The sequence below is a fragment of the Paenibacillus sp. FSL H8-0122 genome (genome assembly GCF_038005345.1).
Lineage (GTDB): Bacteria > Bacillota > Bacilli > Paenibacillales > Paenibacillaceae > Paenibacillus_AQ.
Genome location: NZ_JBBOTB010000001.1, coordinates 1015659 through 1040118, shown reverse-complemented (window position 1 = coordinate 1040118; position 24460 = coordinate 1015659). Strand labels below are relative to the sequence as shown.

The 24460-nt window shown below is 57.9% G+C and carries 14 protein-coding genes; 2 read left to right on the top strand and 12 right to left on the bottom strand.

Going from position 1 to position 24460, the window contains the following annotated elements:
* Positions 1-388: 388 nt before the first annotated feature.
* The 5 genes from NSS64_RS04560 to NSS64_RS04540 form a co-directional block, all read right to left on the bottom strand.
* Positions 389-4033, bottom strand: a complete 3645-nt coding sequence (locus NSS64_RS04560; RefSeq protein ID WP_341139355.1) for an AAA family ATPase — start codon at positions 4031-4033, stop codon at positions 389-391.
* Between the two features lies 1 nt (position 4034).
* Positions 4035-5219 (bottom strand): exonuclease SbcCD subunit D, encoded by a 1185-nt coding sequence (locus NSS64_RS04555; protein ID WP_341139354.1) that lies wholly within the window; start codon positions 5217-5219, stop codon positions 4035-4037.
* A 372-nt stretch (positions 5220-5591) separates the two neighbouring features.
* Positions 5592-9773 (bottom strand): UvrD-helicase domain-containing protein, encoded by a 4182-nt coding sequence (locus NSS64_RS04550; protein WP_341139353.1) that lies wholly within the window; start codon positions 9771-9773, stop codon positions 5592-5594.
* Positions 9770-13330 (bottom strand): helicase-exonuclease AddAB subunit AddB, encoded by a 3561-nt coding sequence (addB, locus tag NSS64_RS04545; protein ID WP_341139352.1) that lies wholly within the window; start codon positions 13328-13330, stop codon positions 9770-9772. Before addB ends, NSS64_RS04550 begins: the two co-directional genes overlap by 4 nt.
* Before the next feature lie 314 nt (positions 13331-13644).
* Positions 13645-15048 (bottom strand): class I SAM-dependent rRNA methyltransferase, encoded by a 1404-nt coding sequence (locus NSS64_RS04540; RefSeq protein ID WP_341139351.1) that lies wholly within the window; start codon positions 15046-15048, stop codon positions 13645-13647.
* 100 nt (positions 15049-15148) lie between these two features.
* Between NSS64_RS04540 and NSS64_RS04535 the strand changes: the two genes are divergently transcribed.
* Positions 15149-16138: a Na/Pi cotransporter family protein gene (locus NSS64_RS04535; protein ID WP_341142756.1), complete on the top strand. Its 990-nt coding sequence runs from the start codon at positions 15149-15151 to the stop codon at positions 16136-16138.
* Positions 16139-16287: 149 nt separating this feature from the next.
* On the top strand, positions 16288-16665 hold the full coding sequence (locus tag NSS64_RS04530; protein WP_036732199.1) for a SpoIIAA family protein: 378 nt from the start codon (positions 16288-16290) through the stop codon (positions 16663-16665).
* Between the two features lie 121 nt (positions 16666-16786).
* Here NSS64_RS04530 and NSS64_RS04525 read toward each other — a convergent pair whose 3' ends face one another.
* From NSS64_RS04525 to NSS64_RS04495, 7 genes are all read right to left on the bottom strand, one after another.
* Positions 16787-16993, bottom strand: coding sequence for a hypothetical protein (locus NSS64_RS04525; protein WP_340950805.1), 207 nt, complete (start codon positions 16991-16993; stop codon positions 16787-16789).
* Positions 16994-17127: 134 nt separating this feature from the next.
* Complete coding sequence (locus NSS64_RS04520) at positions 17128-19374, bottom strand: Ig-like domain-containing protein (protein ID WP_341139350.1); 2247 nt, start codon at positions 19372-19374, stop codon at positions 17128-17130.
* Positions 19375-19585: 211 nt separating this feature from the next.
* Entirely contained in the window at positions 19586-20935 is a 1350-nt protein-coding gene (mtaB, locus tag NSS64_RS04515; RefSeq protein ID WP_341139349.1) for a tRNA (N(6)-L-threonylcarbamoyladenosine(37)-C(2))-methylthiotransferase MtaB, read from the bottom strand.
* A gap of 3 nt (positions 20936-20938) precedes the next feature.
* On the bottom strand, positions 20939-21703 hold the full coding sequence (locus tag NSS64_RS04510) for an RsmE family RNA methyltransferase (RefSeq protein WP_340994002.1): 765 nt from the start codon (positions 21701-21703) through the stop codon (positions 20939-20941).
* A 163-nt stretch (positions 21704-21866) separates the two neighbouring features.
* Positions 21867-22550 carry a site-2 protease family protein gene (locus NSS64_RS04505; RefSeq protein WP_340994003.1) on the bottom strand — a complete coding sequence of 228 codons (684 nt, stop codon included), beginning with the start codon at positions 22548-22550 and terminating at the stop codon, positions 21867-21869.
* A gap of 2 nt (positions 22551-22552) precedes the next feature.
* Positions 22553-23611 (bottom strand): 50S ribosomal protein L11 methyltransferase, encoded by a 1059-nt coding sequence (prmA, locus tag NSS64_RS04500; RefSeq protein WP_341139348.1) that lies wholly within the window; start codon positions 23609-23611, stop codon positions 22553-22555.
* Positions 23612-23771: 160 nt separating this feature from the next.
* Positions 23772-24353: a DNA-3-methyladenine glycosylase I gene (locus tag NSS64_RS04495; RefSeq protein WP_340938848.1), complete on the bottom strand. Its 582-nt coding sequence runs from the start codon at positions 24351-24353 to the stop codon at positions 23772-23774.
* Positions 24354-24460 lie beyond the last annotated feature (107 nt).

Genomic DNA, 24460 nt, shown 5'->3' with positions numbered 1-24460 from the left:
CATTGGTCTATTATCACTTCAACCGCCATATTGTATTCGGTTTTTCGCATACAATTAATCCGGGTCCCCCCCACCAGCAATAATTGCCCACCAAACTTCTCACTGTGACAATGTACTCGGTTCTCGCATTCATTGAGTTCGCTTGTCTTCGCGGAGCTTGGTCCTCTGGGTAGGACCGCTGCTAATTTTGAGTGTGGACCCAAAAAAAGACAAAAAAAAGGAAACACCCTTCACAGCTCATCTGAGCTGCTTCGGCGGCGGACGTATGAGAAGGAGTTCATTCCCTGTCATACGTCCGCCGAGGTGTTTCAAATAATGTCGGCTTAGCTGTATTATAACAGGGGGTTGGAGGTGTATCTGTGATTCTCATCACAACCAACCCCGGCTTTCACATTTTTTCCAAAAGAATGGTTGAACCCCCGCCGCCCTGCTCTGCAGGAACCACGATCAGCTTGCGCGGCAGGCGGGCCCGAAGCTCAGGAACATGGCTGATGATGCCCACAGACAATTGGTCATTATGCAGTCTCTCCAGTGAAGTGATGACGGTGTCGAGCAGATCCGGGTCCAGGGTGCCAAAGCCCTCATCCAGGAAAAAGAATTGCAGCGGGTATTGTCCGCGCAGCTGAATCTGGGCTGACAGGGCAAGCGCAAGCGACAGGGAGGTCAGGAAGGTCTCTCCCCCGGATAACGTGGACACAGGACGTCTAACGCCGCCGTTCCCGTCATCCCGGATGACGAAGCCCCCGCCTGAATCCACCTCCAATGCATAACGCTGCTTGCTCAGAAACCGCAGACGCTGTGACGCAGCCTGGCATACCTGCATCAGCTGCTCCTCTGCAATATACTCCACAAAGGCATTGCCGCGCAGTACGGTCTGCAGCTTGGATAGACGCTCCTGCATCGCCGCATGTCCGGCCCGCTTGTCCTCCAGCTCTACCCAGCGGATATGGCGCTGCTGCAGATCCTCCAGATCCCGCTCTGCCCGTGCACGGGCCTGAAGCGAGGCTTCATCATCCTCTTTGCACCTCAGCAGCGTATCCTGGCTCTCCTGCCATTCTTCACTGCTGAGCACAGCTCCAGCCAGCTTGTCTTCAATACTCCGCAGCTGCAGCAGGCACTCCGCCTCTTCTTCGCGGTAGGACTTCACCCGCTCAGCGGCCTGCGCCTGTTCTCCAGCCTCCAGCGAAGAGGCCTCGACCTCTGCGGCTGAAGCGAACGGCGAAGACTGCAGACTCTCCTCCCACTGGGCGGAGGCAGCGGTATAATGCTCCTGCGCCGATTCTGCTGCCTGGCGGGCTACCGCAGCTTCACGGGTCTGCTGCTGCGCCTTGTCCGCTGCCCGGCGGTGTTCCTGCCGGCTGCGTTCCAGCGCAGTCTGCAGCTCCAGCAATCTGCGTTCACATGCGGCCAGCAGTTCCCCGGCAGGCTGGCCGCCGGTCCCTTCGCGCAGGCGCTGCTCTTTATCACGGGCAAGCGCCTCTTTGCCTTCAAGCTGCGCATCCCACTGCGCCAGCTCCTTGTCCAGCCCGGCCAGCTGCTCGTTCAGCGTCTGTACGGCGAGGCTTTTCTCGTCCAGGAACTTGACGCTGATCTCCAGCCGGCTGCGGATCTCCTCGGCGCGTTCATCCTTGCCAAGCATCTCCTGATACGTTCTCTCCGCTTCCTCCGGGGCAAGCTGCGGGAAGAGACGGCTCCATTCCTCCCTTAGCTTGCTGGCTGAAACAGCCAGCTCCTCTGCCTTGGCAGACAGCCCCTGCAGCCAGGTCTTCTCCGCTTCGGCACCTGCCGCTTCCTTGTGATACACCTGCTCCAGCTCTTGCAGGGAACGCTGCCAGTCAGCGGCCGCACGGCGCAGCTCTGCGGAGCGTCCTCGCAGCGCGGCCAGCTGCTCATTCAAGGCAGACAACTGGCCCTTCAGCGCAGATAGGGCTTGTTCATCCGGGAGGTGCGAGGGTGCCTGGGAGTCGGGAGACTCCGGGGCGTTTAAGGAACCAGGTGCGGCGTGTGAATCCGAACTGTTCAGAGAGTCAGATGCTGCATAAGAGCCGGGACTGCTTGAGAGCTTGGAAGCATTAAGAGGCTCCGAAGTGCTCAAGGAATCAGAAGCGGTGTGAGACTCGGAATTGCTGAGAGTGGTAGGTGCGGCGTGAGAAGTAATGCTTGCCGTCTTGTCCGCAGCCGCCTCTGCCCCGGCGGCGCCAGCGGCGGACTGGTGCAGCGCCTCTTCGGACGCGGCTCCCGCTAGCCCGGCAAGCCACGAGCTGTCCTGCTCCAGCAGGCTGTGCAGCAGATGGCGCGTCTCCAGCGCTTGCCGGGCCTGAGCGCGGACATGGCGGAGCCTATTGTCCAGCTCCTCAGGGTCCCCCTGCTTCTGAACAAGCGCAGGGGAGGGGTGATGCTCGCTGCCGCATACCGGGCAGGGAACCCCTTCCTGGAGTTCACCGGCGAGTGCCTGCGAGAGCCGGTGAACCTCCTGCTCCTTCAGCGCAGCCTCCAGCGCGCTGATATGCCCCTCCAGGCGGCCGGCAGCGTCTCCCGCTGCCCCTTCGGCCGTCCGCAGCTCTTCCTGGTGCAGGGCGGCGGCGGCCAGCAGCTCCCCGCGCCCGGCATCCAGCGCCTGCCGCCGGGACCCGGCGGCGGCCAGCCGCGCTTCCGCCGCTGCGAGCACCGCCGCGCGGCCCTGGCGCTCACGTTCTGCCGATTCCCGCTGGGCCTCGGCAGAACGCAGCCCCTGCAGTCTCTGCATGGCTTCCTGCAGAGACTGCCGCTCCTGGGAGCGGACCGCCAGCGGCTGCAGGCTCTGCTGCAGCTCGTGCTGTTTCTTTTGGCCACGGGCCAAAAGCTCACGCTCCCGGGCCAGGCTCTCCCGCCCGGCGGCCAGGCCCCGGGCGGCTTCCTCGCGGCGCGCCTGCAGCGCCGCCCGCTCGCTGTGCAGTGCGCCGAGCTCGGCCTCCAGCTCGAGCGCGCGCCGGTACCGGCCCTCCTCCTCGCGGAGGGCCGGCTCGCCTGCGGACAGCGCGGCCTGGGCCGCTGCTTCCGCTTCTGCCCCGGCTGCCGCCTCCTGCACGGCGGCGGCGGCCAAGGTCTCAAGGCCCCCGGCGCGTGCCGCCCGGGCCTTCCAGGCCTCCTCCGCGCTGCGCCAGGCCTTCAGCGCAGGCAATCTGCGCTCGGCCTCGTCCGCCTTGCCGAGCTTCTGCTCCAGGAGGAGGATCTGCTCCTCCTGGGCCAGCAGGGCCTGCCGCTGCGACTCGCGGCGGGCCCGTTCCTCCTGCAGCTCGCGGATGCGGGCGAAGCGCTCGGCGCGCTCCGCAGCCTCCGTGAGCCGCCCCCGGCAATCCGCCGCATGACGGATCGCCTCCTGCACACGGACGGCGGCCGCTTCCACATCTGCCTTGCCCGCGCTGCCCAGCCCCTGCTGCTCGGCCTCCAGAGCGCGCAGTGCCGCCTCGTTCTCCTTGACCCGGCGGCTCAGCTTCAGTGCCAGCCCGTCGCCGTACTGCTCCAGATGGAACAGACGCTGGAGCATCTGCCTGCGGTCCACGCCCCGCAGCGACAGGAACTCGGCGAATTTGCCCTGCGGCAGCACAACGGCCCGGGTGAAGTCATCCATCTTCAGCCCGATGTGCTCCTCGACACAGCGCGTAACCTCCGCCAGCTTATCGGCCATCACAAGATCCCCGTCCGCCTTGACCTCGATGAACCGGCTGATCGTATTGCTGACCGACTGCTCCCCGGTGCGTTTGAACTTCCGTTCCACGCGGTAGCGGCGCGCCCCGGAAGAGGAGTTCAGCTCGAAGGTGAAGGCCACACTGAGCTGGTCCTCGGAATGGTTCATAATCCCCTGGGTTCCGTTCACGGCGCGCTCCACTTTGCCGTACATCGCCAGTGTAATCGCGTCCAGCAGACTGGATTTGCCGCTGCCTGTCGGACCGAAGATCCCGAACAGCCCCGTCTCGGTCAGGCTCGCAAAATCAATCTCCTGCTGCGCCCGGTAACTCTGCAGCCCGGATAATTTCAATAATATCGGCTTCAAATCAGTTCTCCTCCCCTTCCGCAGCTTCGTGCCGCTCTTCTTCCGCCAGCTCCAGGAACAGCTCAATCAGGCTGTCATCCGGCTCCGCACCGCCGGTCTGGCGCTGATAGAACCTGCGGAACAGCTCCTGCACCGGCATGCGGGAGCGTGACATCTCTTCCAGCTCCTGCTCCATCTGCGGATAGATTGGCCGGATATGGACGATGCCTTCCCGTGACTTGCGCAGCCGCTGGATATCATTCATGGACATGGCTTCGGTTAAGCGCAGCTCCAGATCAATAAATGCTCCTTCATCCCTGCCCTCATCCAGCCAGCCGTAGACCTCCTGCAATCCGCCCGCAGACCTCCAGTTCACCAGTGGCCGCCCGCAGGAGAGATAGATCTCCTCGAACACAGGCTCCCCGCCGGGGGCAACATCGATCATGGACACCGACTTGGTCTGCCCCACTTCAGAGAAGCTGTAAGCCAGGGGCGATCCGCTATAGCGGATCATCCCCTCGCCCTTGACCCGCTGGGCGCGGTGAAGATGCCCGAGGGCGGTATATTGCGCGCCGCAGAAAAGGTCCGAAGGATCAACGGTATAAGCACCACCAACCTGAATCGGACGTTCAGAATCCCGACTCTCCACGCCGCCCAGCACATAGATATGGCTCATCGCCAGATTGACGGTCTGCGGGGTGAACTCGCGTCCCAGCAGATTCATCAGCCGCCCCACCCGGGCGCTGTAAGCCAGCCTCAGCTCAGCCTCTCCGCTGTCTCCGGCAAGCAGCTCGCCCAGCCGGGCTTCGGAGGGGTAAGGGAGCGCAGCGATTTTGGCAACCTCGCCGGTTCTGGCCGCATGCACCGTGACCGGTTCCGAAGTCGGCATTCCGACGAGCGTAATCCCCTGTCTGCGGACAAGCGGAGACACGGAAGCTACGCGCTCCGGCTGGTCGTGATTGCCCGAAATAACCACCAGCGGACGGCCGCCTGCCGTCAGTCTGGCCGCCGCGTCATAGAATAGCTGCTCCGCCGCAGCCGGAGGATTGACCGAATCATAGACATCCCCCGCCATGAGAATCAGATCCGCCCCGGAGGAGTCGGCTATCCTAACCAGCTCATCCACGAACTGCTCCTGCTCCTTCTGCCGGCTTCGGCCCTCCAGCGTCCGCCCCAGATGCCAGTCTCCCGTATGCAATATACGCATTTCCGCCCTCTTTTCCCCGCCTGTCTGCGGCAATCATAGATTCATATAATAGATTGAACAATCGACCAGTAATCCTGCACAGAATACAACATTCCTATTCCAATATGTGGCCCTATTCCGGAAGTATTGCAAGAAAAGCAGCATTTCCCCCCGTCCAGTCCGATATACGGAGCTATTCTTGTATTTCATGCAGTAATCCGGTCCAATACGCGGCAATGTCTACACTCAAGCTGCAATATTTACAACATTTCGCATCTTATAGTCCCGCCGCCAACGATCACCGAGCCGAATGTATGAGCAGGTATGAATTAGCCTAAAACACCGCTTAGCACACATATATCCGCCGCAGTTATCGCATCATTTCCCCGCCAATCACAATCTCACAGCATGTCCGCCGTCGAAAAAGTACAGCCATACCTCGCTGACCGGCTCGCCCAGAATATCCAGCAGCGCCTTGCTGTACAGCTCCAGCTGGAAACGGTATTTGTCCGACAGCTGTGTAAGCCCGTCTCCATGCGGAGGGATATGATCTGTTTTGTAATCCAGCAGAATCAGCCGCCCCTCTTCCCGGAACAGGCAGTCAATCACCCCTTGAATCAGTACCGTCTCTGCAAAATCACCGCCACCGCGTTCATCCGCAAGTCCGGCAGCCGCTTCATCCAAATAGTCAAGCCCCCGGTAGGCTTCACCAGCTGGCATCGTGTAGCTGAAGGGCTGCTCTCTGGTCTTCCAGGCAGAGTGGAAGAGTCTGTGGCCCAGCTCACTCCGGCAGAACTGCCCGACTTCCTCCAGCACCACTGCATCCGCCTGTTCCCTGCTAAGGATAGCAAGCCTTACAAGACGCTCAAGCGTAGCCTCCAGCACAGACCGGTCTACCGGCTCATCCAGGGGAATATGCTGCATCACCGTATGGTAAGCCGTTCCACGCTCTGCAGGGGTAAGTCCCCGCTTTTCCATGAATTTCGGCCGCTGGAGATGCAGGCTGTCCCTATACCCGCGTTCGTTCCGTTCGTCCGGAATGCCCGGTAGCTTCCGCTCCTCCAGCTGGTCGTAAGACGGCTGCTCCTGCATCGACAATAACCCCTTGAGCTCGGTGACCGAGGTCTTAGCAGGAATGCTTGAAGCTGCCGCATACCGGTAAGTCCAGCCCAGTCTCTCCGCAATCTCCGCAGCAGCCGGGGTCTCAGGTGTTGACACCGCCCTGCCCCTGCGGAGCGCCTCCAGAATTACCTGGCGTTGCTCGCTCTTGTCCTGATCGTCATCCCCTGCAAAAAAAGCGCCCGGGCTAAGCTCCGCTGCACCAGTCACCGTAATGCTCCAGTTCGACTCATCGCCATGCAGCACCGTGGATACCGGTCCCTCACTGCCTGCCAGCTTGCGCAGAATAGCAGCGGCAGGGTGGCGGATCAACGCCGGTCCCACCCAGTCCAGATAGCTGCGGCCCCGGGCCAGTAAGTGATCCGCCAGCAGCAGCTCCTCGCGGCCCTGCATCGCGGCCCAGCCGGAAGCCGTGCGCGGCAGATCCCTGACCGTACCGACCAGAATCATTTTGTCGCGCGGACGGGTCAGTCCGACGTAGAGCACGCGCATCTCCTCAGCGAGCAGCTCCAGCCGCGAACGGCGGTTAATCGCCAGATAGGGCAGTGTCGGGTAGCTGACCCGGGTCTCCCGCTCCACGAAGCGCGGCCCGAAGCCAAGCTCCTTGTGCATCAGGAACGGAGAATGGAGGTCCTGACGGTTGAACATTTTGGCCATACCTGCCAGGAAGACAACAGGGAACTCCAGACCCTTGGACTTGTGGATCGTCATAATTCTGACGCCCCCGGCCTCCTCGCTGCTTCCTCCGGCAACCCCCAGATCGCCGCCGTTCTCTCTCAGCCGTGAGATGAACACCAGGAAGCGGAATAGCCCTCTGGCCGAGGTCTCGTTCTCGAATTGAACAGCCCGGTCATACAGCGCCTTCAGATTGTTCTGGCGCTGAAAGCCTCCGGGAAGACCCCCGACCCACTCCAGATACCCGCTCTCCCGGTAGATCCTCCAGATCAGCTCGCTTAAGCTTCCTTGCCGGGCAGCATTTCTCCAGTTCTCCAGCCTATCCAGGAAGGACTTAAGCTTACGCTGCAGCGTAAGCGGAATATCCCGCAGTGCCGCCGAAGCATCGGTTCCGTCTATACCTTCCTGTACACTCTCATTTCCTGACGATGGCGTAAGCTCTGACGCGGCGGCTGTCTCTCCGGCTGTGTCACCGGTACCGGCATCCTGCCCCGCCAGCAGCGCAGACTCCCGGAACAGGTCCGGCCGATTGTCCAGCAGTACTTCCCCTGCTTCAGAGGCCGCAACCAGCGCATCATAGAATGTTCCTCTGCTGCACAGACGCACCTTCGCCAGCTCTTCCTCACGAAGATTCACTACCGGTGAGCGCAGCACTCCGGCCAGGGGAATGTCCTGGCGGGGATTATCGACAATCTGCAGCAGGGAGAGGGCAATCTCCACCTCCGTAGCCTGAAAATACCCCTTGTTCTGGTCCCCGTACGCCGGAATGCCTTCACCCCGCAGCTCCTCAATCATCAGCGGCGTCCATACCCGGGCCGAACGCAGCAGAATGACAATGTCGCCGTATACTACGGGACGCATGATCCGCAGTCCTTTATCATAGATCAGCAGCGGCTCACCGCCGGTCATTCCCGTCATCTGTGAGATACGCCGGGCAATGGCCCGTGCTTCCAGCTGTGCAGTCTCACTCTCGGCCGCCTCCAGCTCCAGAAGAGGCAGCTCATCGCCCTCTGCCGCCTCGTCCGCCGGACCCGTCGCAGAGGCTCCCTTGTCGATCAGCAGCAGCTCCGGCGCAAAATAAGTATCCGGGCCTTTCTCCGCAGCTCCCGGGAAGTTCGCTCCGTACACCAGTTCTGCCCGCTCATCATAACTGATCTCCGCGACATTGCTGTCCATGATCTGCCGGAAGACCATATTCACCGCATTCACCACTTCCAGCCTGCTGCGGAAATTGCGGGCCAGATCGATGACGAGACCCTCTTCCCGTTCCTCCTGTCCCGGATCAGCCCCCGCCCGGCCATCTGCCTCACCGGCATGCAGGGCGCTACCTGCACTGTCTCCGTAGGACGGACCATTACTGAACCTGCGGTATTTGTCCAGGAACAGGCCCGGCTCCGCCAGGCGGAACCGGTATATACTCTGCTTCATATCCCCGACCATGAAACGGTTGCCGGGGAATTCCCGGGAGATCAGCCGGACAATCTCCTCTTGCACACTGTTAGTATCCTGATATTCATCCAGCAGCACTTCGTCGAACTGGCTGCGGTACTCCATCGCCGCATCCGACGGCAGCGAATGCCCCGGCTGCGAGTCCGGATGGCGCAGAATCTGCAGGCAGTAATGCTCCAGATCACTGAAGTCCACCAGCCCCCGGCCCGCCTTCTCCAGCCGGTAGCGCTCACCGAACGTGATTACAGTCTCCGCCAGCTCCTGCATCAGCGGAGCCGCCGTATGAAGCTCACCCAGGAAGGATTCCGCCGGACGGCCGAACAGGGATTTTTGCAGCTCCAATAGGCTCTTCTTCACCTGATCCCGGATCGCCTTCACGCTCTCCTGAAGCAGAGGGTCGGTGGCATCCTTCTTGCAGGGCTTCAGCTTCCCGAAGGAGATCTCCATGAAAATATCATACAATCCGGCCCAGGGCTGTGAGTCCACTGCGTCCAGCAGACCTTGCGCCATCTCCAGATCGGCTGTGAGATTCTCCGCATAGGGTGCAGGACCGCCTGGCTGAAGCGCGATGTCACGCCCCTGCTCCAGCTGGCTGACCGCCCCCTTCAGCGTCAGCCTGGCTTCGGCGAGAATGCTCTGCACCCAAGGCGTATGGCTCAGAGCCTCAGCATCCGGCAGCGCAAAGTCGGCTGCGGTATCCCGCAGCCACTGCGCGGGCCAGGGATGGCTGCGCGCGAAATCATGCAGCCGCTGAATCAGCGAATGCACCGCGTCATCACTCCGTTCACCGCTGAACCAGTCTGCGAGCTGTACGAACAGGGTATCTTCCCCGTCCTCGGCTACCTCACCGTATTTCTCCTCGAGCAGCTCTTCCAGCAGCTCCTGGCGCATCATCTCCGCCTCATGCTCATTCAGAATACGGAAGCCGGGATCGATTGGAATCATCTGGTAATACCTGCGGATTACTTCAAGGCAGAAGGAATGCAGCGTGGTAATAGAGGCTCTGCCCAGGAGAGCCAGCTGGCGGCGCAGATATTCGTTCCCGCCTTCACTTTCCTCCTCCAGCTTGCACTCGAGCGCTTCCCGGATACGCTGGCGCATCTCGGAAGCGGCAGCCTTGGTGAATGTTGCCACCAGCAGTCGGTCCACGCTGAAGCCCGCTTCCTCATTGCTGATTTTGCGGATAATCCGCTCGACGAGAACCGCCGTTTTGCCGGAACCGGCTGCCGCCGCCACGAGAATATCGCTGCCGCTCTCGGCAATGGCGCGCCACTGGTCGTCACTCCACAGACTGCCTTCCGGCTTCGTTTCGGGTACAGGTCTTGTGCTCACAGCTTCTCTCCTCCTTTGCGGGACAGCAGATCCCAGATCACTTCTTTGCCCGGCTTACTTAGAATGTTATAACTATTGCCATCCACCGCTTCATCGAACTGGCAGACGGGACGGAAGGAGCAGAAGGTACAGGCCGTTTCCTGCTGGATGCGGTAAGGCTGTATCGCCACATCCCCCTCCGTAATGCTGGTCCCGATCTCCGAGATCGTGCTGCGCACCGAGGACCGCAGCTGCTCCCACTGCTCTGGGGTAGCTACAGATGCGCTGCTGTAGAAGCTGCCGTCACTCTTCAGCGCTACCGGAACAATAGAGGAATACCCTTTGTCTAGGGTGGTATCCATCAGCGATACTACCTCACGGTCGGCGGTCAGCAGGCCCTTCATCTTGAAGCGCTTCATCAGCTCCTGCTCCGCCTGTTCCCGGTTCATTCCGTTGGCTGAGGTCAGAAGCGGATCATGAACGTGGAAATAGAGCGCCCCGGCAGGCAGTGCTGCCTGGCCGAGCCATTGCTCGGAATAGGTCAGCAGCACATCAAGGTAAGTTAACATCTGCAGCGACAATCCATAGTAGACCTCATGCAGCTTGAGGTCCTTCTGGCTTGATTTGTAGTCGATCACCCGCAGCAGAATCCCCTGTTCCCCTTCAGCCTTATCCACCCGGTCAATCCGACCGACCACCTCCATGACACAGCCGTTCGGCAGTGTAATTCTCAGCGGAGGCAGCTCCTGTCCCGGGCCGAAATCCAGCTCCAGCCCGACCGGCTCGAAGCTCCCGCGCCGCGAATGCTCCCCGAGGATGACCGAAGCGCGGCCGACAATATTCTTCAGCTTGCGCGAGATATAGCCGTAGCGCTTGCTGCTCATCAGAATCTCTCCCTGTAACAGTGGTGACAGCTTATCCACTGTCGCCCCTGCCTCACGGCGGCATTCCTCCGCAGTCATGCTGCCCCAGCTGCGGCCTTGCTCCTGCAGCCGCTTCGCCATTTCACTAAGGGCCGCATGGAAAAGCTGCCCGATATCCGGAGCCTGGAGCTTATAGAGCTGACGCTCCTTCAGCCTCAGTCCGTAGGAAGCGAAATGAGAGAAGGAGCAGGCAACGAACCGCTCCATCCGTGACACGCTGCCGCGCAGCGTAGAGCCGCCATACAGGCGCAGGCTGGTCTCCTTCTTCAGCTGTATGCCTTCATTGCGGTAGAACAGCGAGCCGAGCAGCCGCTCCAGCTTCAGCTTCATGGACAGATCCGCATGGCGGTATTCTGCTGCCTGATCACCCGCAGGCTTGTCTGCGCCCTGCTCCGCCGCAAACCAGTTATAGACCTCCCACCACATGCCGGGTATCTCTGCCCCTTGACGCCACTGGCGGAGCTGAAGCAGCAGCATGCGGAGTGTCTGCTCAGGATGGCCGATGAAGTCCATATGGACTTCATCGTCATCATTGCCGCTCTGCGGGAAGCCGGAGAGGAATTGTTCATCTAACTGCTGCGGGAACATTCCCTGCAGCTGGCGGATGACCTCCGAAGGCAGCAGAGCTTTGCCCTCATCGTCAGCTGCAGCATAGCTGATCCACAGCTTCCTGCTGGCCGTCGTAAGCGCATTGTAGATCAGGAAGCGCTCATCCAGCAGCTTCCGGGAGGAGCCCGGCGCAAGCTCCATCCCGGACTTCTCCAGCAGGAGGCGTTCCCCTTCGGAAAGAATGCCGTCTTCCTTAAACTGCGCCGGCACCACTCCTTCGTTGAAACCGAGCAGGAAGGCGTACTTCACCCCCGACACCCGGGTACGGTCCATCGTACCTACCAGCACCTGGTCAAGAGCGGGCGGGACGAGCCCCATCTTAAGCTCAGCCAGACCGGTCTCAAGCACCCCGGCGAACAGGCTGAATTCTATCCGTTCCTTGCCCATCATCTCGGCAATCTGGTCCAGCAGACCCAGAACAGCGCCCCAGAGCTGGCTATGCTCCCGGGCGGCTTCCGGGCGGCCTTGCTTCAGAGATTCTGCCCCCATCCCTTCGAGCTTCCGTGCCGCTTCCGTATCCTCCAGCAGCAGATATACCGCCCGGCATAGCTCCAGACCGCTGCGGCTGGCTTTGATTCTCTGCTCAAATGACTGCAGCGGTTCCGCAACCGCCTTCCGGCAGGCCTCCATCCTTGCCAGCATCGCTTCATCTACAGCTTCACTGCCCTCCAGAGAGAGGCGCGGAATCCCCTTCCAGGAGCGCCCGTTCGTCCAGCGGGAGCCGTGAATGCCGCAGGCCAGCACGTAGTTCTCCAGCTCATCCATATGGGCGCGGGTAATGCTTCCGTCCAGCGGCAGCAGCAGCTCTGTCTTCACGCAGCGGAACACATCCTCATAACGCCAGCGGCGGCGGACGACATCCAGGGCCGAGCGGATGAATTCCACCAGCGGATGATGCAGCTCACTGAGCTTCTGGTCCAGGAAGAACGGAACGCCGAAGTCCTGAAATAACGGGGCGATCAGCGGCTCATAATCGGCCATATTACGCATGAATACCGCCATTTCCCCATATTTGGCTCCCGATTCTCTGGCCAGGGCCTGCATCTCGCGCAGCACGCCCTCCACCTCGGTGCGTCGTGAAGCTGCAGCCCGGATGCTGATAGCTTCTTTCACCTGTTCAGCCGGTCCTGTCCAGGGATGCCGGCGCTGTAGTCCGCGCTCCAGATGCGCGAGTACCGGACTGTCCTTGAACCTTGGCAGGACGGGCGGAGCCAGCAGTTCATCCCACACGGTAAGTCCCATCTCTTCTGCTAATCCCCGCAGCTTAATGTAAGTAACCGCCGCCGGATGGAACAGCTCCAGTTCATGCGGGGCACCGCCCGGCGGATAGATCCGGTCCAGTGTGAGCGCAATGGTCATTGTGTCCGCGTACTGCATCAGCTCACGCAAGACGATGAATTCCTGGTTGCTGAAGCCGTGGAAGCCGTCCACCCAGATCTCGGCGCCGCGGATATAGGCAGAGTCCGCAATATGCTCAGCCAGTTCGGCCAGTCTGTCCTCTTCATCTATATAGAGCTGTGACATCTCCTGGTCCAGCTCACTGAAGACGAGATGCAGATCATCCAGCTTCCCGGCCAGAATAGGGCTGCCCAGCGTGGCATCCCGCATTCTGCCGATCTGCTCCTCCAGGTCTCCGGCTCCAAGACAGCAGCGCTTAAGCTCCGTGTGCAGACTGCTGAGCCGCTCCACAAATCCCGGCCGGTCCGAGGAAGCCCCGAACAGCTTCAGCTCCTCCTTGCGCTTGCTTATAATCTTGTAGATCAGCATCTTCTTGCCTTCTTCACTGATTGGCAGACTTGCGCTGCCGCCGGTCTCCTGCTTCACCCGGTAGGCAAGCCGCGAGAAGCTGAGCGTCTGGGCGCGCAGACTTCCCTTCACGCCGCCCGCCGCCAGCAGTCCCCGTTCCGCTCCGAACGATCCCTGCTCGGGAACAAGTATAATGATTGGGGCCCCCAGCGGCTCTGCCTTCAGCCTGGAGGACACCCGCTCCCATATTGTAGTCGTCTTGCCGCTGCCCGAGCGGCCGATGATGAAGTTAACCGTCATTTCAGCAGACTCCTTCCGTTGAACCCTGGCACTCAATGCAATACCAGAATCTATGAAACTTCTCGTCTCAATAGTATAGCATACCTCCACCGCACGCTCCAGAACGTACGTTTGCCATTGTTTGCAAATACACAAATAAAAGACTCTCCCGGAGCCGCGCAAACGGCAGACGGAAAAGTCTGAATAAACTCATCAGCTATCGCAGCTATTCTGGTTATGAACCACCTTTTAACTGTACCAAAATGCATCAAAAAAGAGCCTCTATAAAAGAGACTCTTCCCGCAAAACCGGCTGGCCCGCCGGGTCTGAAACTTCTATTTGCTGCGCACCTCAAAGATGGCAAACTTCAGATAATGCCCCTCGTCCACGCCGAGAATCTGCGGATGATCCTTGCCTGCGGCCCGCCATTCGATCAGTCTCAGCACCTTGCCGGCATCCTTGGCCGCCTCCATGATCGTGTCAAGGAACAGCTGCGGCTGCATGTGGTATGAACAGCTGGCCGTGACCAGATATCCCCCGTCATTCACCAGCTTCATACCCTGCAGATTGATGTCCTTGTAGCCGCGTACGGCCCCTGCCACTGCACTTTTGGTCTTGGCAAAAGCAGGCGGGTCCAGAATCACGACATCCCACGTGCGTCCGCCCCCGGCGGTCATCGGCTTCGCGGTGTCCGCCTTGGCAGCCGGTTTGCTTCCGGTTTTCCCTTCCGCCGTTGTGCCGCCCGTAGCCCGCTCAGTGCGTTCCTCCTGACCCTTGACCTGATTGCGCAGGAAGGCAAATGCATCATCTACCACGAATTCCACCCGGTCGCTGAATCCGTTGATCTCCACATTGGCCTTTGCACTCTCGATGGCATGTGCGGATACATCCAGGCAGGTTACCTTCTTGGCACCGTACTTGCAGGCATGCAATGTGAAGCTTCCCGTATGCGCAAAGCATTCCAGCACAGTCGCACCATCCCAGTACGGGAAGGTGACAGGCTTGCCGCTTTTGTTGACCGGCAGCATCTGGAGTGAACCATCCTCAGCAGCTACATTCTGCAGTGTAATTCCGCTGCGCCCGCCCCAGCCCTTCATCAGCGGAGCAATCGATGCTCTATTCTCCCGCTGATCGAAGAAGTAGCCGGTCTTCTGCCCCTCTTCAATATCGACGATGACCTTCAGCCCGTTCTCACTTACGGTAATGTGGCGCGGGCATTCGCCGTAGAGCACACCCGTGGTCTGTTCCAGTCCCTCCAGCTCCCGCACACTGACATCGCTGCGCTCGTAGATGCCACGCGGCGCCATCACCTGCACCAGCGCCTCCACAATCTCGGAGCGGTGCTGATCCATAGCCAGTGTCAGCAGCTGCACCACAAGGACTTCACCGAAGCGGTCAATGATCAGCCCCGGCAGAAAATCTGCTTCCCCATAAACCAGACGGTAAGCATCCGCCCCCGGCAGGAAGCGTTCCCTGTGCCGCAGACAGTCCGCGAACCGCTTGACAAAAAACGCCGTGTCCATAGCCGCCAGCTTATGCTGCGACAGAATTCTCACCCGAATCTGTGAAGCCGGATTATAATACCCGGTAGCCAAGTACCGCCCCTGATGGGTCAGAACATCCACCAGTCCGCCTGGCTGCGGATCTCCGTCTACAGATGCTACTTCACTGGCGAAGACCCATGGATGGCCCTGCTCCAGTCTTTTTTTACGGTTTCGTTCCAGAATTACTGATGCCAATACCTTCAACTCCCTATTCTTGTTGCCAGATTAATATACATGTCCTATGCCTGGCGTTCATATATTGGTACAACCCCCGTTCAAAAAGGAGCCTGTCCTTATGATCCGTGAAATGTTATTCCCTGTCCTCTACGGTCTTGTCATATTCCTCGCCGGCATGAAGGTGATGGAAGCCTCGTTGTCGCGGCTGGCCGGTCCGCTGCTGAAGCGCAGCCTGCACAAGGCTACCTCCACACCTGCCAAAGGCCTGATCGTCAGCGCCCTGCTATCGGCGCTGCTACAGAGCAGCACCGCTGTAACGGTGCTGAACATCGGCATGGTCAATGCCGGGCTGCTGACCTATGCCCGCACGCTCGGCATTATTCTCGGCAGCAACATCGGCACCTGCCTGACAACGGAGCTGATCAGCCTGCAGATCAGCACGCTGGCCGCGCCGCTGCTGATCGCGGCGCTCTGCCTGTGGGCCGCCGCCGTGATGGCCGGCGAGCTGGCCCCGCAGTCCTGGCGGCTGCTTGAGGTCTTCCGCCGGATCTCGGGACCGCTGCAGTTCATCTGCCTCGCGGTCACCGGCTTTGCGCTCGTCTTGTGGGGCATCGCGGTCATGCAGTCCATCGGCCCCGCCCTGGAAGGCAGCACCCTGTTCCGCTGGTTCCTCGGGCATGCCGCAACCAGCGCACTCTGGGGGCTGGCCGCCGGGGCTGTGCTGACGGCGATGGTGCACAGCAGCGCCGCAGTCATCAGCATGGCGATGGGCCTAGCCGCCAGCGGCGTGATGCCGCCTGGGCTTGGCATCGCCATCGTCCTCGGTGCGAACATCGGCACCTGCGTCACTGCCGTCATTGCCGCCATCGGCAGTACGCCCTCCGGCGTATTCGTCGCCTGGTCGCATGTCACGCTGAATGTCGGCGGCGCCTTGCTATTCCTGCCCTTCACCCAGCCGCTGCAAGCCCTGTCCGCCTCGATCGGCGGCGGACCTGCCGCCCAGCTCGCCCATGCCCAGACTATTTTCAACGTCGTCTGTTCGCTTGGGGTACTGCCGTTATGCTATCTGCCCGTCTGGTCCAGGCTGGAGCAGCGGCTGCAGTCCTGAGTCTTCCAAGAATCGTAATCGCAGTCCTCATTATACTTCAAATCCGCCCTGCAGTACTAATCCAAAGCTTTATTGCATAAGAAATTTATCCTTTATTGATTTTATGGGATTTATACGCATAATTGTAACTAAGGGAGATGATTTCAAGGTTGAGTAAACAAAATATCAGCACAACAGTTTCAGGAGATTTAATTGTTACCCATCTAATTGGCAAGATTAACACAGATGATGTGAATGAATGGTTCCATGGGTTCGAGCATGCTTGCCAGCAATTCATTTCCGAGAATCGGAAATACAAATTGCTGGTGGACCGAAAAGGATACACGCCAGATCATTTTTCTGTTCAAAAAGCATGGAAAGATAAGTTCTTCAATGAAACCCTATTGAATCACAGCAAGGCAATTGCGTTTCTCCTTGAGGAAGGGGAGATCATGAATTATTTACAACAATCCAACACCAAAAAATCCGTGAATTTTTTTGATAATTATGAACAAGCATTGATTTGGTTGAATGAGTATTCAATATAAAGCCTTACAAATTTCCAGTTCATTGTGAGTCAGCGCTCTGTCATAGCAACAATTTTATAGAATTACAGAAAAGATCCTAAAAAAAGACCCAGGGCCACCGATATTGGCTCCGGGTCTATATTTACATCAGCTTCTTAATCTTATCCAGCGGCATTTCAACAGCCTTAGAGACCGCTTCGGGAGAAAATCCATTAAGCAGCAATTTACGGATGAGCTCCGCCTGACCTTCTTCTTTTCCTTCCGCTTTTCCTTCAGCTTTGCCTTCCTCAATACCTTCCGCTTTGCCCTCTTCGTATCCCCAACGCTTCCAGGCTGGCATCAATTCCATAATGACTTCTCCCTCCTCGCTCCTTATTAATCTTGAGCATTCCGATTCCTCACCATAAACAAAAAAAACTGCACACCGTCCATATAGACGAATGTGCAGGTCTTGTTGCCGCTCAAACCGCAAGCAGCATTACACTATTTCACACTAACATATACCGAGACTGTCTTAGTTCCCAGTTTTCCTTTAATAGATGCGCTCCCCTTGCTAACTGCTGTAATCTGCCCGGTAGCACTCACCTTGGCGACAGCAGGCTTGGAGCTGGTCCAGACCATGCTTCCTGTGACAACTGCAGTGCGGCCGGTATCATACAGCGCGGTTACCACTACGTTTTTGCCTGCGCCTGGTGCAAGACTTAGCCGGTTCTCACTGACCGTAAGCTTCATCAGTTTGGGAACAACCGTAATCTTAATCGTCGCCTGAATGCCCTGATAGGAACCGGTTAAGGTAGTTGTACCCTCTGCCAGCGCTTTGACGGAAGTACCCTTAATGGAGGCCACGGCAGGGTTCGAGGATTCCCAGTTCATTGCCCCCGAGAAGTTGGCAGATTTGCCGTTAGAGAAATACCCTGTGGCCTTAATGCTCTTGGAGGCCTTGATATTCATCTCCAGCGTTGCCGGGTCCACCACCAGCTTCACGACCTTCTGTTCAATCGTTACCGGAACACTGATGGTCTTGTTGGAGTAGGTTCCCTTCAGGGTTGCCGTACCTTTGACCAGTCCCTTGATCGTCTTGGCGGCAGTTGTCTGCTTAAGAACCGCATTGCTGCCGCTCAGCTCCCATTTGATGCTTCCCGACACATCCAGCTCGTCGCCATTCTCCAGCACAGCCTGGACAGCGGGCAGTGGCAGCTCTTCACCAATCACTACTCCCAGAGCAGCATCGGGTCCGATCAGGACAAGCACTTTATTCTGAACCGTTACATTAAACTGAACTGTCTTGGAGCGGATCGCCGCAGCCGAAGCAGAGGTCACTTCACCCGTCTTGAGCTTCCCTGTCAGGATCGCTGTGCCTGCCTTGCCGCCGACAAACTTCCCGTCCTTGATGGACACAATCTCTTCATTCGCAGAGGTCCATTCCATCTCATCACTGATATCCAGCTTGGTTCCGTCATACTTGGTTCCGTTCACCTTCGGCAGGCTTACTGCATCCGCCGTGTATATTTCCTGCTCCGTCTTCTCCACGCCCAGCTCAGTCAGGGTTGGATAGACCGTGATCTTGAAGCTTTTGCTGATGCCCAGATAGCTGGCCTTAATGATTGAAGTTCCTACCGCTTTACCCGTAACAGTGGCATAAGCGTTGCCTGCATCCGCCGTATTGGCAGTTACCGTAGCATTCATCAGGTTATCCGAGGTCCAGACGGCGGACGCTGTTTCGTTCGAGGTTGAATTGACGGCATTACGCATTGCTGCGGTTACATTCAGACTCTCCCCCAGGAAAAGCGACTGGTCGCCGGAAGGCGTCAGCAGAAGCGCTTCATAAGGCGCACGCACATACACATCCACCGACTGGGTCACACCCAGGTAGCTTGCGGTGATGACCGTTTTACCCACGCCCAGGATGGTAACCTCGCCGTCTTTAACAGTAGCTACGCTCTCGCTGGAGCTGCTCCATTCCACCTCATTGCCCAGAGTAATCTCCTGACTTGCCGAAGTGGCTTTGGTCTTGGCGGTCAGCTTGACCGGGTTGTCGCCAACCAGCATTTCCATTTCCTTGACGACGGTGTCGTTCTTGTCTTTCAGTACGATAGCTGCATAAGGTAGCTCTACTACCGCTTTGATCGTTTCGGTTAATCCCTTGTACTTGGCGGTAATGGTAGCCTTACCTTCACCGACCAGAGTAATCTTGCCTGCAGTAATGGTCAGCACGCCCGTATTCGAGCTGCTCCATTCCGTGTCCTTCGTGACATCCTTCTCCGCAGTGGCCGATGTTCCGCCGATGGCAGTGGCCGTAACAGACAGCAATTCCTCTTTGTCGCCTAATTTATAGCTGCCCTCTGTGCTGCGGGTCAATTTCAGTTCCTTGAAGGCATGGGTGACCGACACCTCTACAGAAGCTATAGCATTATTGTAGGTTGCTGTGATCATCGCCGTTCCTGCACTTACCGGTTTAAGCTGGCCGTTCAGTACCGTGACCACTTCCTGCTTGGAGGAAGTCCATGTCGCGGCTGCCGTCACATCCCGTTTGGATGCGGAGCCCTCCACATTGGCATATACCTTAAGCTGCTTCGGCGACTGGCCCACGGTGAGCTCAACCTTGGCTGCGCTGTCGAATTCAATAGAGATAGTGTCTCCAGCAGCGGCAAAGACGTTTACCGGAAAAGCGGCTACAACGAGCAGTATCATAATGAGGAGCGTTTTTGTCATTTTCCTGTACACGGTCATCTGTTCTCTCCTTAGACGGTCTGATTATCGGTGGACTTTTTTCCCACTCTCTTCCACTATATCGACAACTCCGGCCCAAGTCTTTACCCCATTTTCAGTATTTCACGATTCCCGGGCAAATTCAGGTCTTTGTAACTATAGAATCCGTACTTATGAAAAAAGGATGTCTCCCTGCCAGCAGTGGCCCGGAAGACATCCGTATACGTCTGTTCTAGCGGACGCTTTCGCGCAGTCCAGCTGCCGCCCGGCTAACACTAACAAGCTCGCCGCGGCATTCATTCACGCCGGCTTCGGTTATCTTCACGTGGCACAGCTCGCCCTGCAGCGAATCGTCGCCGTCAAACAGCACCTGGAGATAGTTGTCGCTGAAGCCATGCTGTATACTGCGACTCGCCGAGCCTTTGGCCGCCCGCTCCGGGATCACAGATAACGTCTTGCCGACGAACCGCCGGGCATAAGCTAGCTGCATTTCTTCTGAGAGGTCAATCAGCTCCTGCACACGCGCATTCTTGATCTCCTCATCGACCTGATTGAGCATCCGTGCAGCCGGGGTTCCGGTCCGTTTGGAATACGGGAAGACATGCATCTCCGAATAGTTGACCGCCTTCATGAAATCATAGCCTGCCCGGAACATCTCATCCGTCTCGCCCGGGAAGCCGACGATCACATCAGTTGTGATCCCCACATCCGGCATAGCCTGGCGGATCAGCCGCATTTTGGCAAAATACTCTTCCGTGGTATACTTCCGGCGCATCGCCTTCAGCACCTCGTTATGGCCCGCCTGGAGCGGGATATGCAGATGGCGGCACATCTTGGTGCTGCGGTTCAGCACCTCCAGCAGCTTCTCATCAATCTGGCTCGCTTCAATGGAGCTGATGCGAACACGTTCCAGCCCGTCCACCTTATCCAGCTCCCAGAGCAGGTCAGCGAGGCGGTAGTTGTCCAGATCATCCCCGTACCCGCCGGTATGGATGCCGGTCAGCACGAATTCTTTGTATCCGGCCTCCACCAGCTGATGCGCCTGGGCGACAATCGATTTCGGATCACGGCTGCGCGACAGACCGCGCGACCAAGGAATGATGCAGAAGGTGCAGAAGTTGTTGCAGCCGTCCTGAATTTTCATGAACGCCCGCGTCCGGTCAGCGAACCCGGGCACATCCATCTCCTCGAACTCACGTGTCTTCATAATGTTGCGGACCGCATTCACCGGCTGGCGCGACTCCTGAATATTCTTCACATGGGTCATAATCTGTTCACGGTCCTGGTTGCCGATCACCAGATCGACTCCGGGAATATCGAGAATCTCTCCAGGTGAGGTCTGCGCGTAGCAGCCGGTAACCGCTACGATGGCGTCAGGATTGCGGCGGACCGCCCGGCGGATCATCTGCCGGCTTTTTTTGTCCCCCGTATTGGTCACTGTACAGGTGTTAATCAGATAGACATCGGCGGAACCCTCGAAATCTACTTGCTCATATCCATCATTCTTAAATAGCTGCCAGATGGCCTCGGTATCATAGAAATTAACTTTGCAGCCCAGTGTATAAAAAGCTACAGATGGCATGGTTTAAGCTCCTCCCATTTCTCCGGATTCATATAAAATGCAGGCGGCGGCAACCATGCCTGCGGTTTCACAGCGCAAAATACGAGGCCCCAGCCCGACAGAGACGGCTCCGGCTTCCTCAGCCAGCCGGCATTCCTCCGTACTGAAGCCGCCCTCCGGCCCTACAACTATCATCACTTTGGCCGCAGCCTCCTGCGGAAGCGATGCCAGCCATGGCGCGGCTGCGCTGCGGAGCTGGAGGCCCTCTTCCTTCTCATAGCAGAAATAGACGGCATCATAGCCGCCGAAACTCTGAAGCAGCTGCTTCCAGCTGAGCGGCGAATGCACCTGCGGAACAATATTCCGGTGCGCCTGTTCGGCAGCCTCCTTACAGATTTTGCGCCAGCGCTCTACCCGCTTACTCTCCTTGCGCTCATCGTACTGCACAATCGTCCGCTCTGAGAGGAACGGCGTGAAGGCTACAGCCCCGATCTCCGTGCATTTCTGAATGACTGTCTCCAGCTTGTCCCCTTTGGGCAGACTCTGGGCGACGGTAATCTGGATACGCGGCTCATGGGTCATGGCCAGAGGCTCCAGTATGCTCACGGTGACGAGGCCGATCTCTATGTCAGCAATCTCGGCCAGCGCCTCGCGGGATACCCCGTCGCTGACGATCAGCTTGTCCCCCGCCTTGCCGCGCATGACCTTGGCGATATGGCGGGCGTCTTCACCGTCAATGCTAACCTTGTCTTGTCCGAACTGTGCCGGAGTTACGAAATAACGCTGCATCTCTCAACCTCATTCTGTCCGTTATTCAGCGTAAAAGCGGCGTAGTCCCCGCCAAATCAGGTCCCGGCCGCCGCTTCACACGTATCATTCATCTACTTAATAATCACATTATATTCTACAACGTTTGCCGGGCACTGAACAGCCCCCGTCCTTACTGACGTTCTCAGACCCCGAACATCCTCAGGAACAGCTGGAAGAAATCATTACCCGTACGTGTCGCCCAGTAGCTAAGCGGTTCTATCGTATAGGCGCGCAGACCCGGAATGAAGATGATCAGCAGGAACAGGAAAACCGTATACTGCTCATACTGCTGAAGTCTTCCACGGATCGGACGCGGTGCGATATCCTCTACGATCCGGTAACCGTCCAGCGGCGGCAGCGGAATCAGGTTGAACAAGAAGAGGAAGAAGTTGAAGTGAATGAACATCCCGAAGAACCAGATCAGCGCCCGGAGCACCTGCTCGTTCTTGATCGAATCCATCGTGCCCGTTCCCACAAGAATCGCATAGATCAGCGCGCCCAGAATACCCAGCAGGAGATTGCTGATTGGTCCGGCGGCCGATACGATGACACCCATCAGGCGGGGACGGCGGAAATTATCCCGGTTCACGGGAACCGGACGCGCCCAGCCGAAGCCCGCAATCAGCAGCAGAATGATACCGAAGAGATCAAAGTGCACCGCAGGATTCAAGGTCATACGGCCCAGCAGACGCGCTGTAGGGTCCCCGAATTTATTGGCAAAATAGGCGTGTGCGAATTCATGCACTGTAAACGCAATAACAATCGTAATCAGAAAAAACGGAAGCTGCTGCAAAGGATATACTAAAATTTGATCCAGGGAACCCATGTCTACCTCTTTCCGGCTGTGAACGCCACCCAATCTTCTTCGCGGGTTACTTCTAAAATCTCGAAACCGGAGGACCTCAGCGCTTCCGCGACTAGCCCTTCCTTATCCTTATAAATCCCCGAGGTAATATAGATCCCCTCCGGCTGAAGCGCACGGTAGACATCGTCCGTGAACAGTACAATAATCTCGGCCAGAATATTCGCCACGACGACCCGGACCGGCAGAGTCACTCCCAGCCCGTCTGCCGCCGGGGCAACACCAGGAACGGCCTCTTGGTCAGCCGTATTGCTTGGCCGGGCTGAAGGCCACATCTCTCCGGCTGCGGTATCCGCCGCCCCCTCACCGCCCAGCAGCGAGAGCAGATCGCTCTCCTTCACGGTGATCGCTGACTCCAGCCGGTTCAGTGCCACATTCTCGCGGGCACTCTCCACGGCGACCGGGTCCAGATCCAGCGCCAGGACAGAGGCGGCACCGAGCAGCATCGCTCCGACAGCAAGGATACCGGAGCCCGTACCTACATCGATGACCTCGTCACCGCTGACAATATGCTTCTCAAGAGCGCGAAGGCACAGCGCCGTTGTCGGATGCGTCCCGGTTCCGAAGGCCATGCCGGGGTCGATCTCAATAATTTTTTCATCCGCAGAGGCCGGGGTATATTCTTCCCATGTCGGCTTAATGGTCAGCCGCTCCGAGACGCGCAGCGGCTTGAAGTACTGCTTCCAGGCATGGGCCCAATCCTCCTCATCCACCGTCTTCCAGGAGATCTGTGCCAGCCCGGGGTCGATGCCGAACTCTCTCAGCTCTTCCACCCTTGGCGTCACCTCGGACACAACCGCGTCCATGTCCACCGATTCCGCATAATATCCTTTAATGACCGCTTCCCCTTCGGGGATGTCATTGAGCGGTTCATCGTATAATTCACCGTAACGTGTATCCCGGGTTTTATTCAGCGTCCCGGATTCTTCAATAGAGACTCCGCCCGCTCCGGCCTCAACCAGCAGATTGGATATCATCTCCTGTGCTTCCTCGGTTGTATGTACCGTCAATTCTTGCCATAGCATGGTAATGAATCCTCCTAAAAGTTTGTGAGCGTTACTTCTCTCGATTCTGCTTCGAACAAACTTACCTCGGAAGCATAGACTCAGTTTTGGGAGCATAATCTCCCTTGAAGCATGTCTTAGTTAGTATAGCATTTCTTACCCGTTCAGCGCCAAACTGCGTTCAACTCTCTACGCCTGACGGGGTGCTGCGGCAAAAACAATCCAGCGCATGGTCATCTACCATCCCGGAGGCCTGCATAAAAGCGTAACAGATCGTCGAGCCGACAAACTTCATCCCTTTGCGCTTCAACGCCTTGCTCATCTGATCAGACTGGGGAGTGGTCGCAGGGACCTCCGCTCTATTCTTCCAGTGGTTCACAACCTGCGTCCCGCCGACGAAGCTCCACAGATAACCGGCAAAACCTCCCTCTTCCTCATGGCAGATTTGCTGGTATACCTGTGCATTGGTAATCACTCCCTTAATCTTCAGACGGTTGCGGACAATCCCCGCATTTTGCATCAGCTCTTCGACTTTGTCCTCCCCATACAGCACGATCTTCTCCGGATCAAAGCCGTCAAAAGCCTCGCGGAAGCCCTCCCGCTTCTTCAGCACCGTATACCAGCTCAATCCGGCCTGCATGCCCTCCAGCATCAGCAGCTCGAACAGCTTCAGGTCATCAACCAGCGGCTTGCCCCACTCTTCATCATGATAAGCTATATATACCGGGTCCGTGTTCACCCAATCGCAGCGCTTTAGTTCCACCGTACCTCTCTCCTCTGCCTTATGATCCTTCAGCTGTACATAAGCCGTATCTTCTAACTGTATACGAAAAAAAGAGAAGAACACAAGGTTCTTCCCGTTAAAATAAT

Bases quoted from the DNA above. Each gene is read 5' to 3' on its own strand.
- NSS64_RS04525 (WP_340950805.1), bottom strand. From the start codon at position 16,993: ATGGAATTGATGCCAGCCTGGAAGCGTTGGGGATACGAAGAGGGCAAA.
- NSS64_RS04555 (WP_341139354.1), bottom strand. From the start codon at position 5,219: ATGCGTATATTGCATACGGGAGACTGGCATCTGGGGCGGACGCTGGAG.
- prmA (WP_341139348.1), bottom strand. From the start codon at position 23,611: ATGCTATGGCAAGAATTGACGGTACATACAACCGAGGAAGCACAGGAG.
- mtaB (WP_341139349.1), bottom strand. From the start codon at position 20,935: ATGCCATCTGTAGCTTTTTATACACTGGGCTGCAAAGTTAATTTCTAT.
- addB (WP_341139352.1), bottom strand. From the start codon at position 13,330: ATGACGGTTAACTTCATCATCGGCCGCTCGGGCAGCGGCAAGACGACT.
- NSS64_RS04535 (WP_341142756.1), top strand. From the start codon at position 15,149: ATGATCCGTGAAATGTTATTCCCTGTCCTCTACGGTCTTGTCATATTC.
- NSS64_RS04510 (WP_340994002.1), bottom strand. From the start codon at position 21,703: ATGCAGCGTTATTTCGTAACTCCGGCACAGTTCGGACAAGACAAGGTT.
- NSS64_RS04520 (WP_341139350.1), bottom strand. From the start codon at position 19,374: ATGACCGTGTACAGGAAAATGACAAAAACGCTCCTCATTATGATACTG.
- NSS64_RS04505 (WP_340994003.1), bottom strand. From the start codon at position 22,550: ATGGGTTCCCTGGATCAAATTTTAGTATATCCTTTGCAGCAGCTTCCG.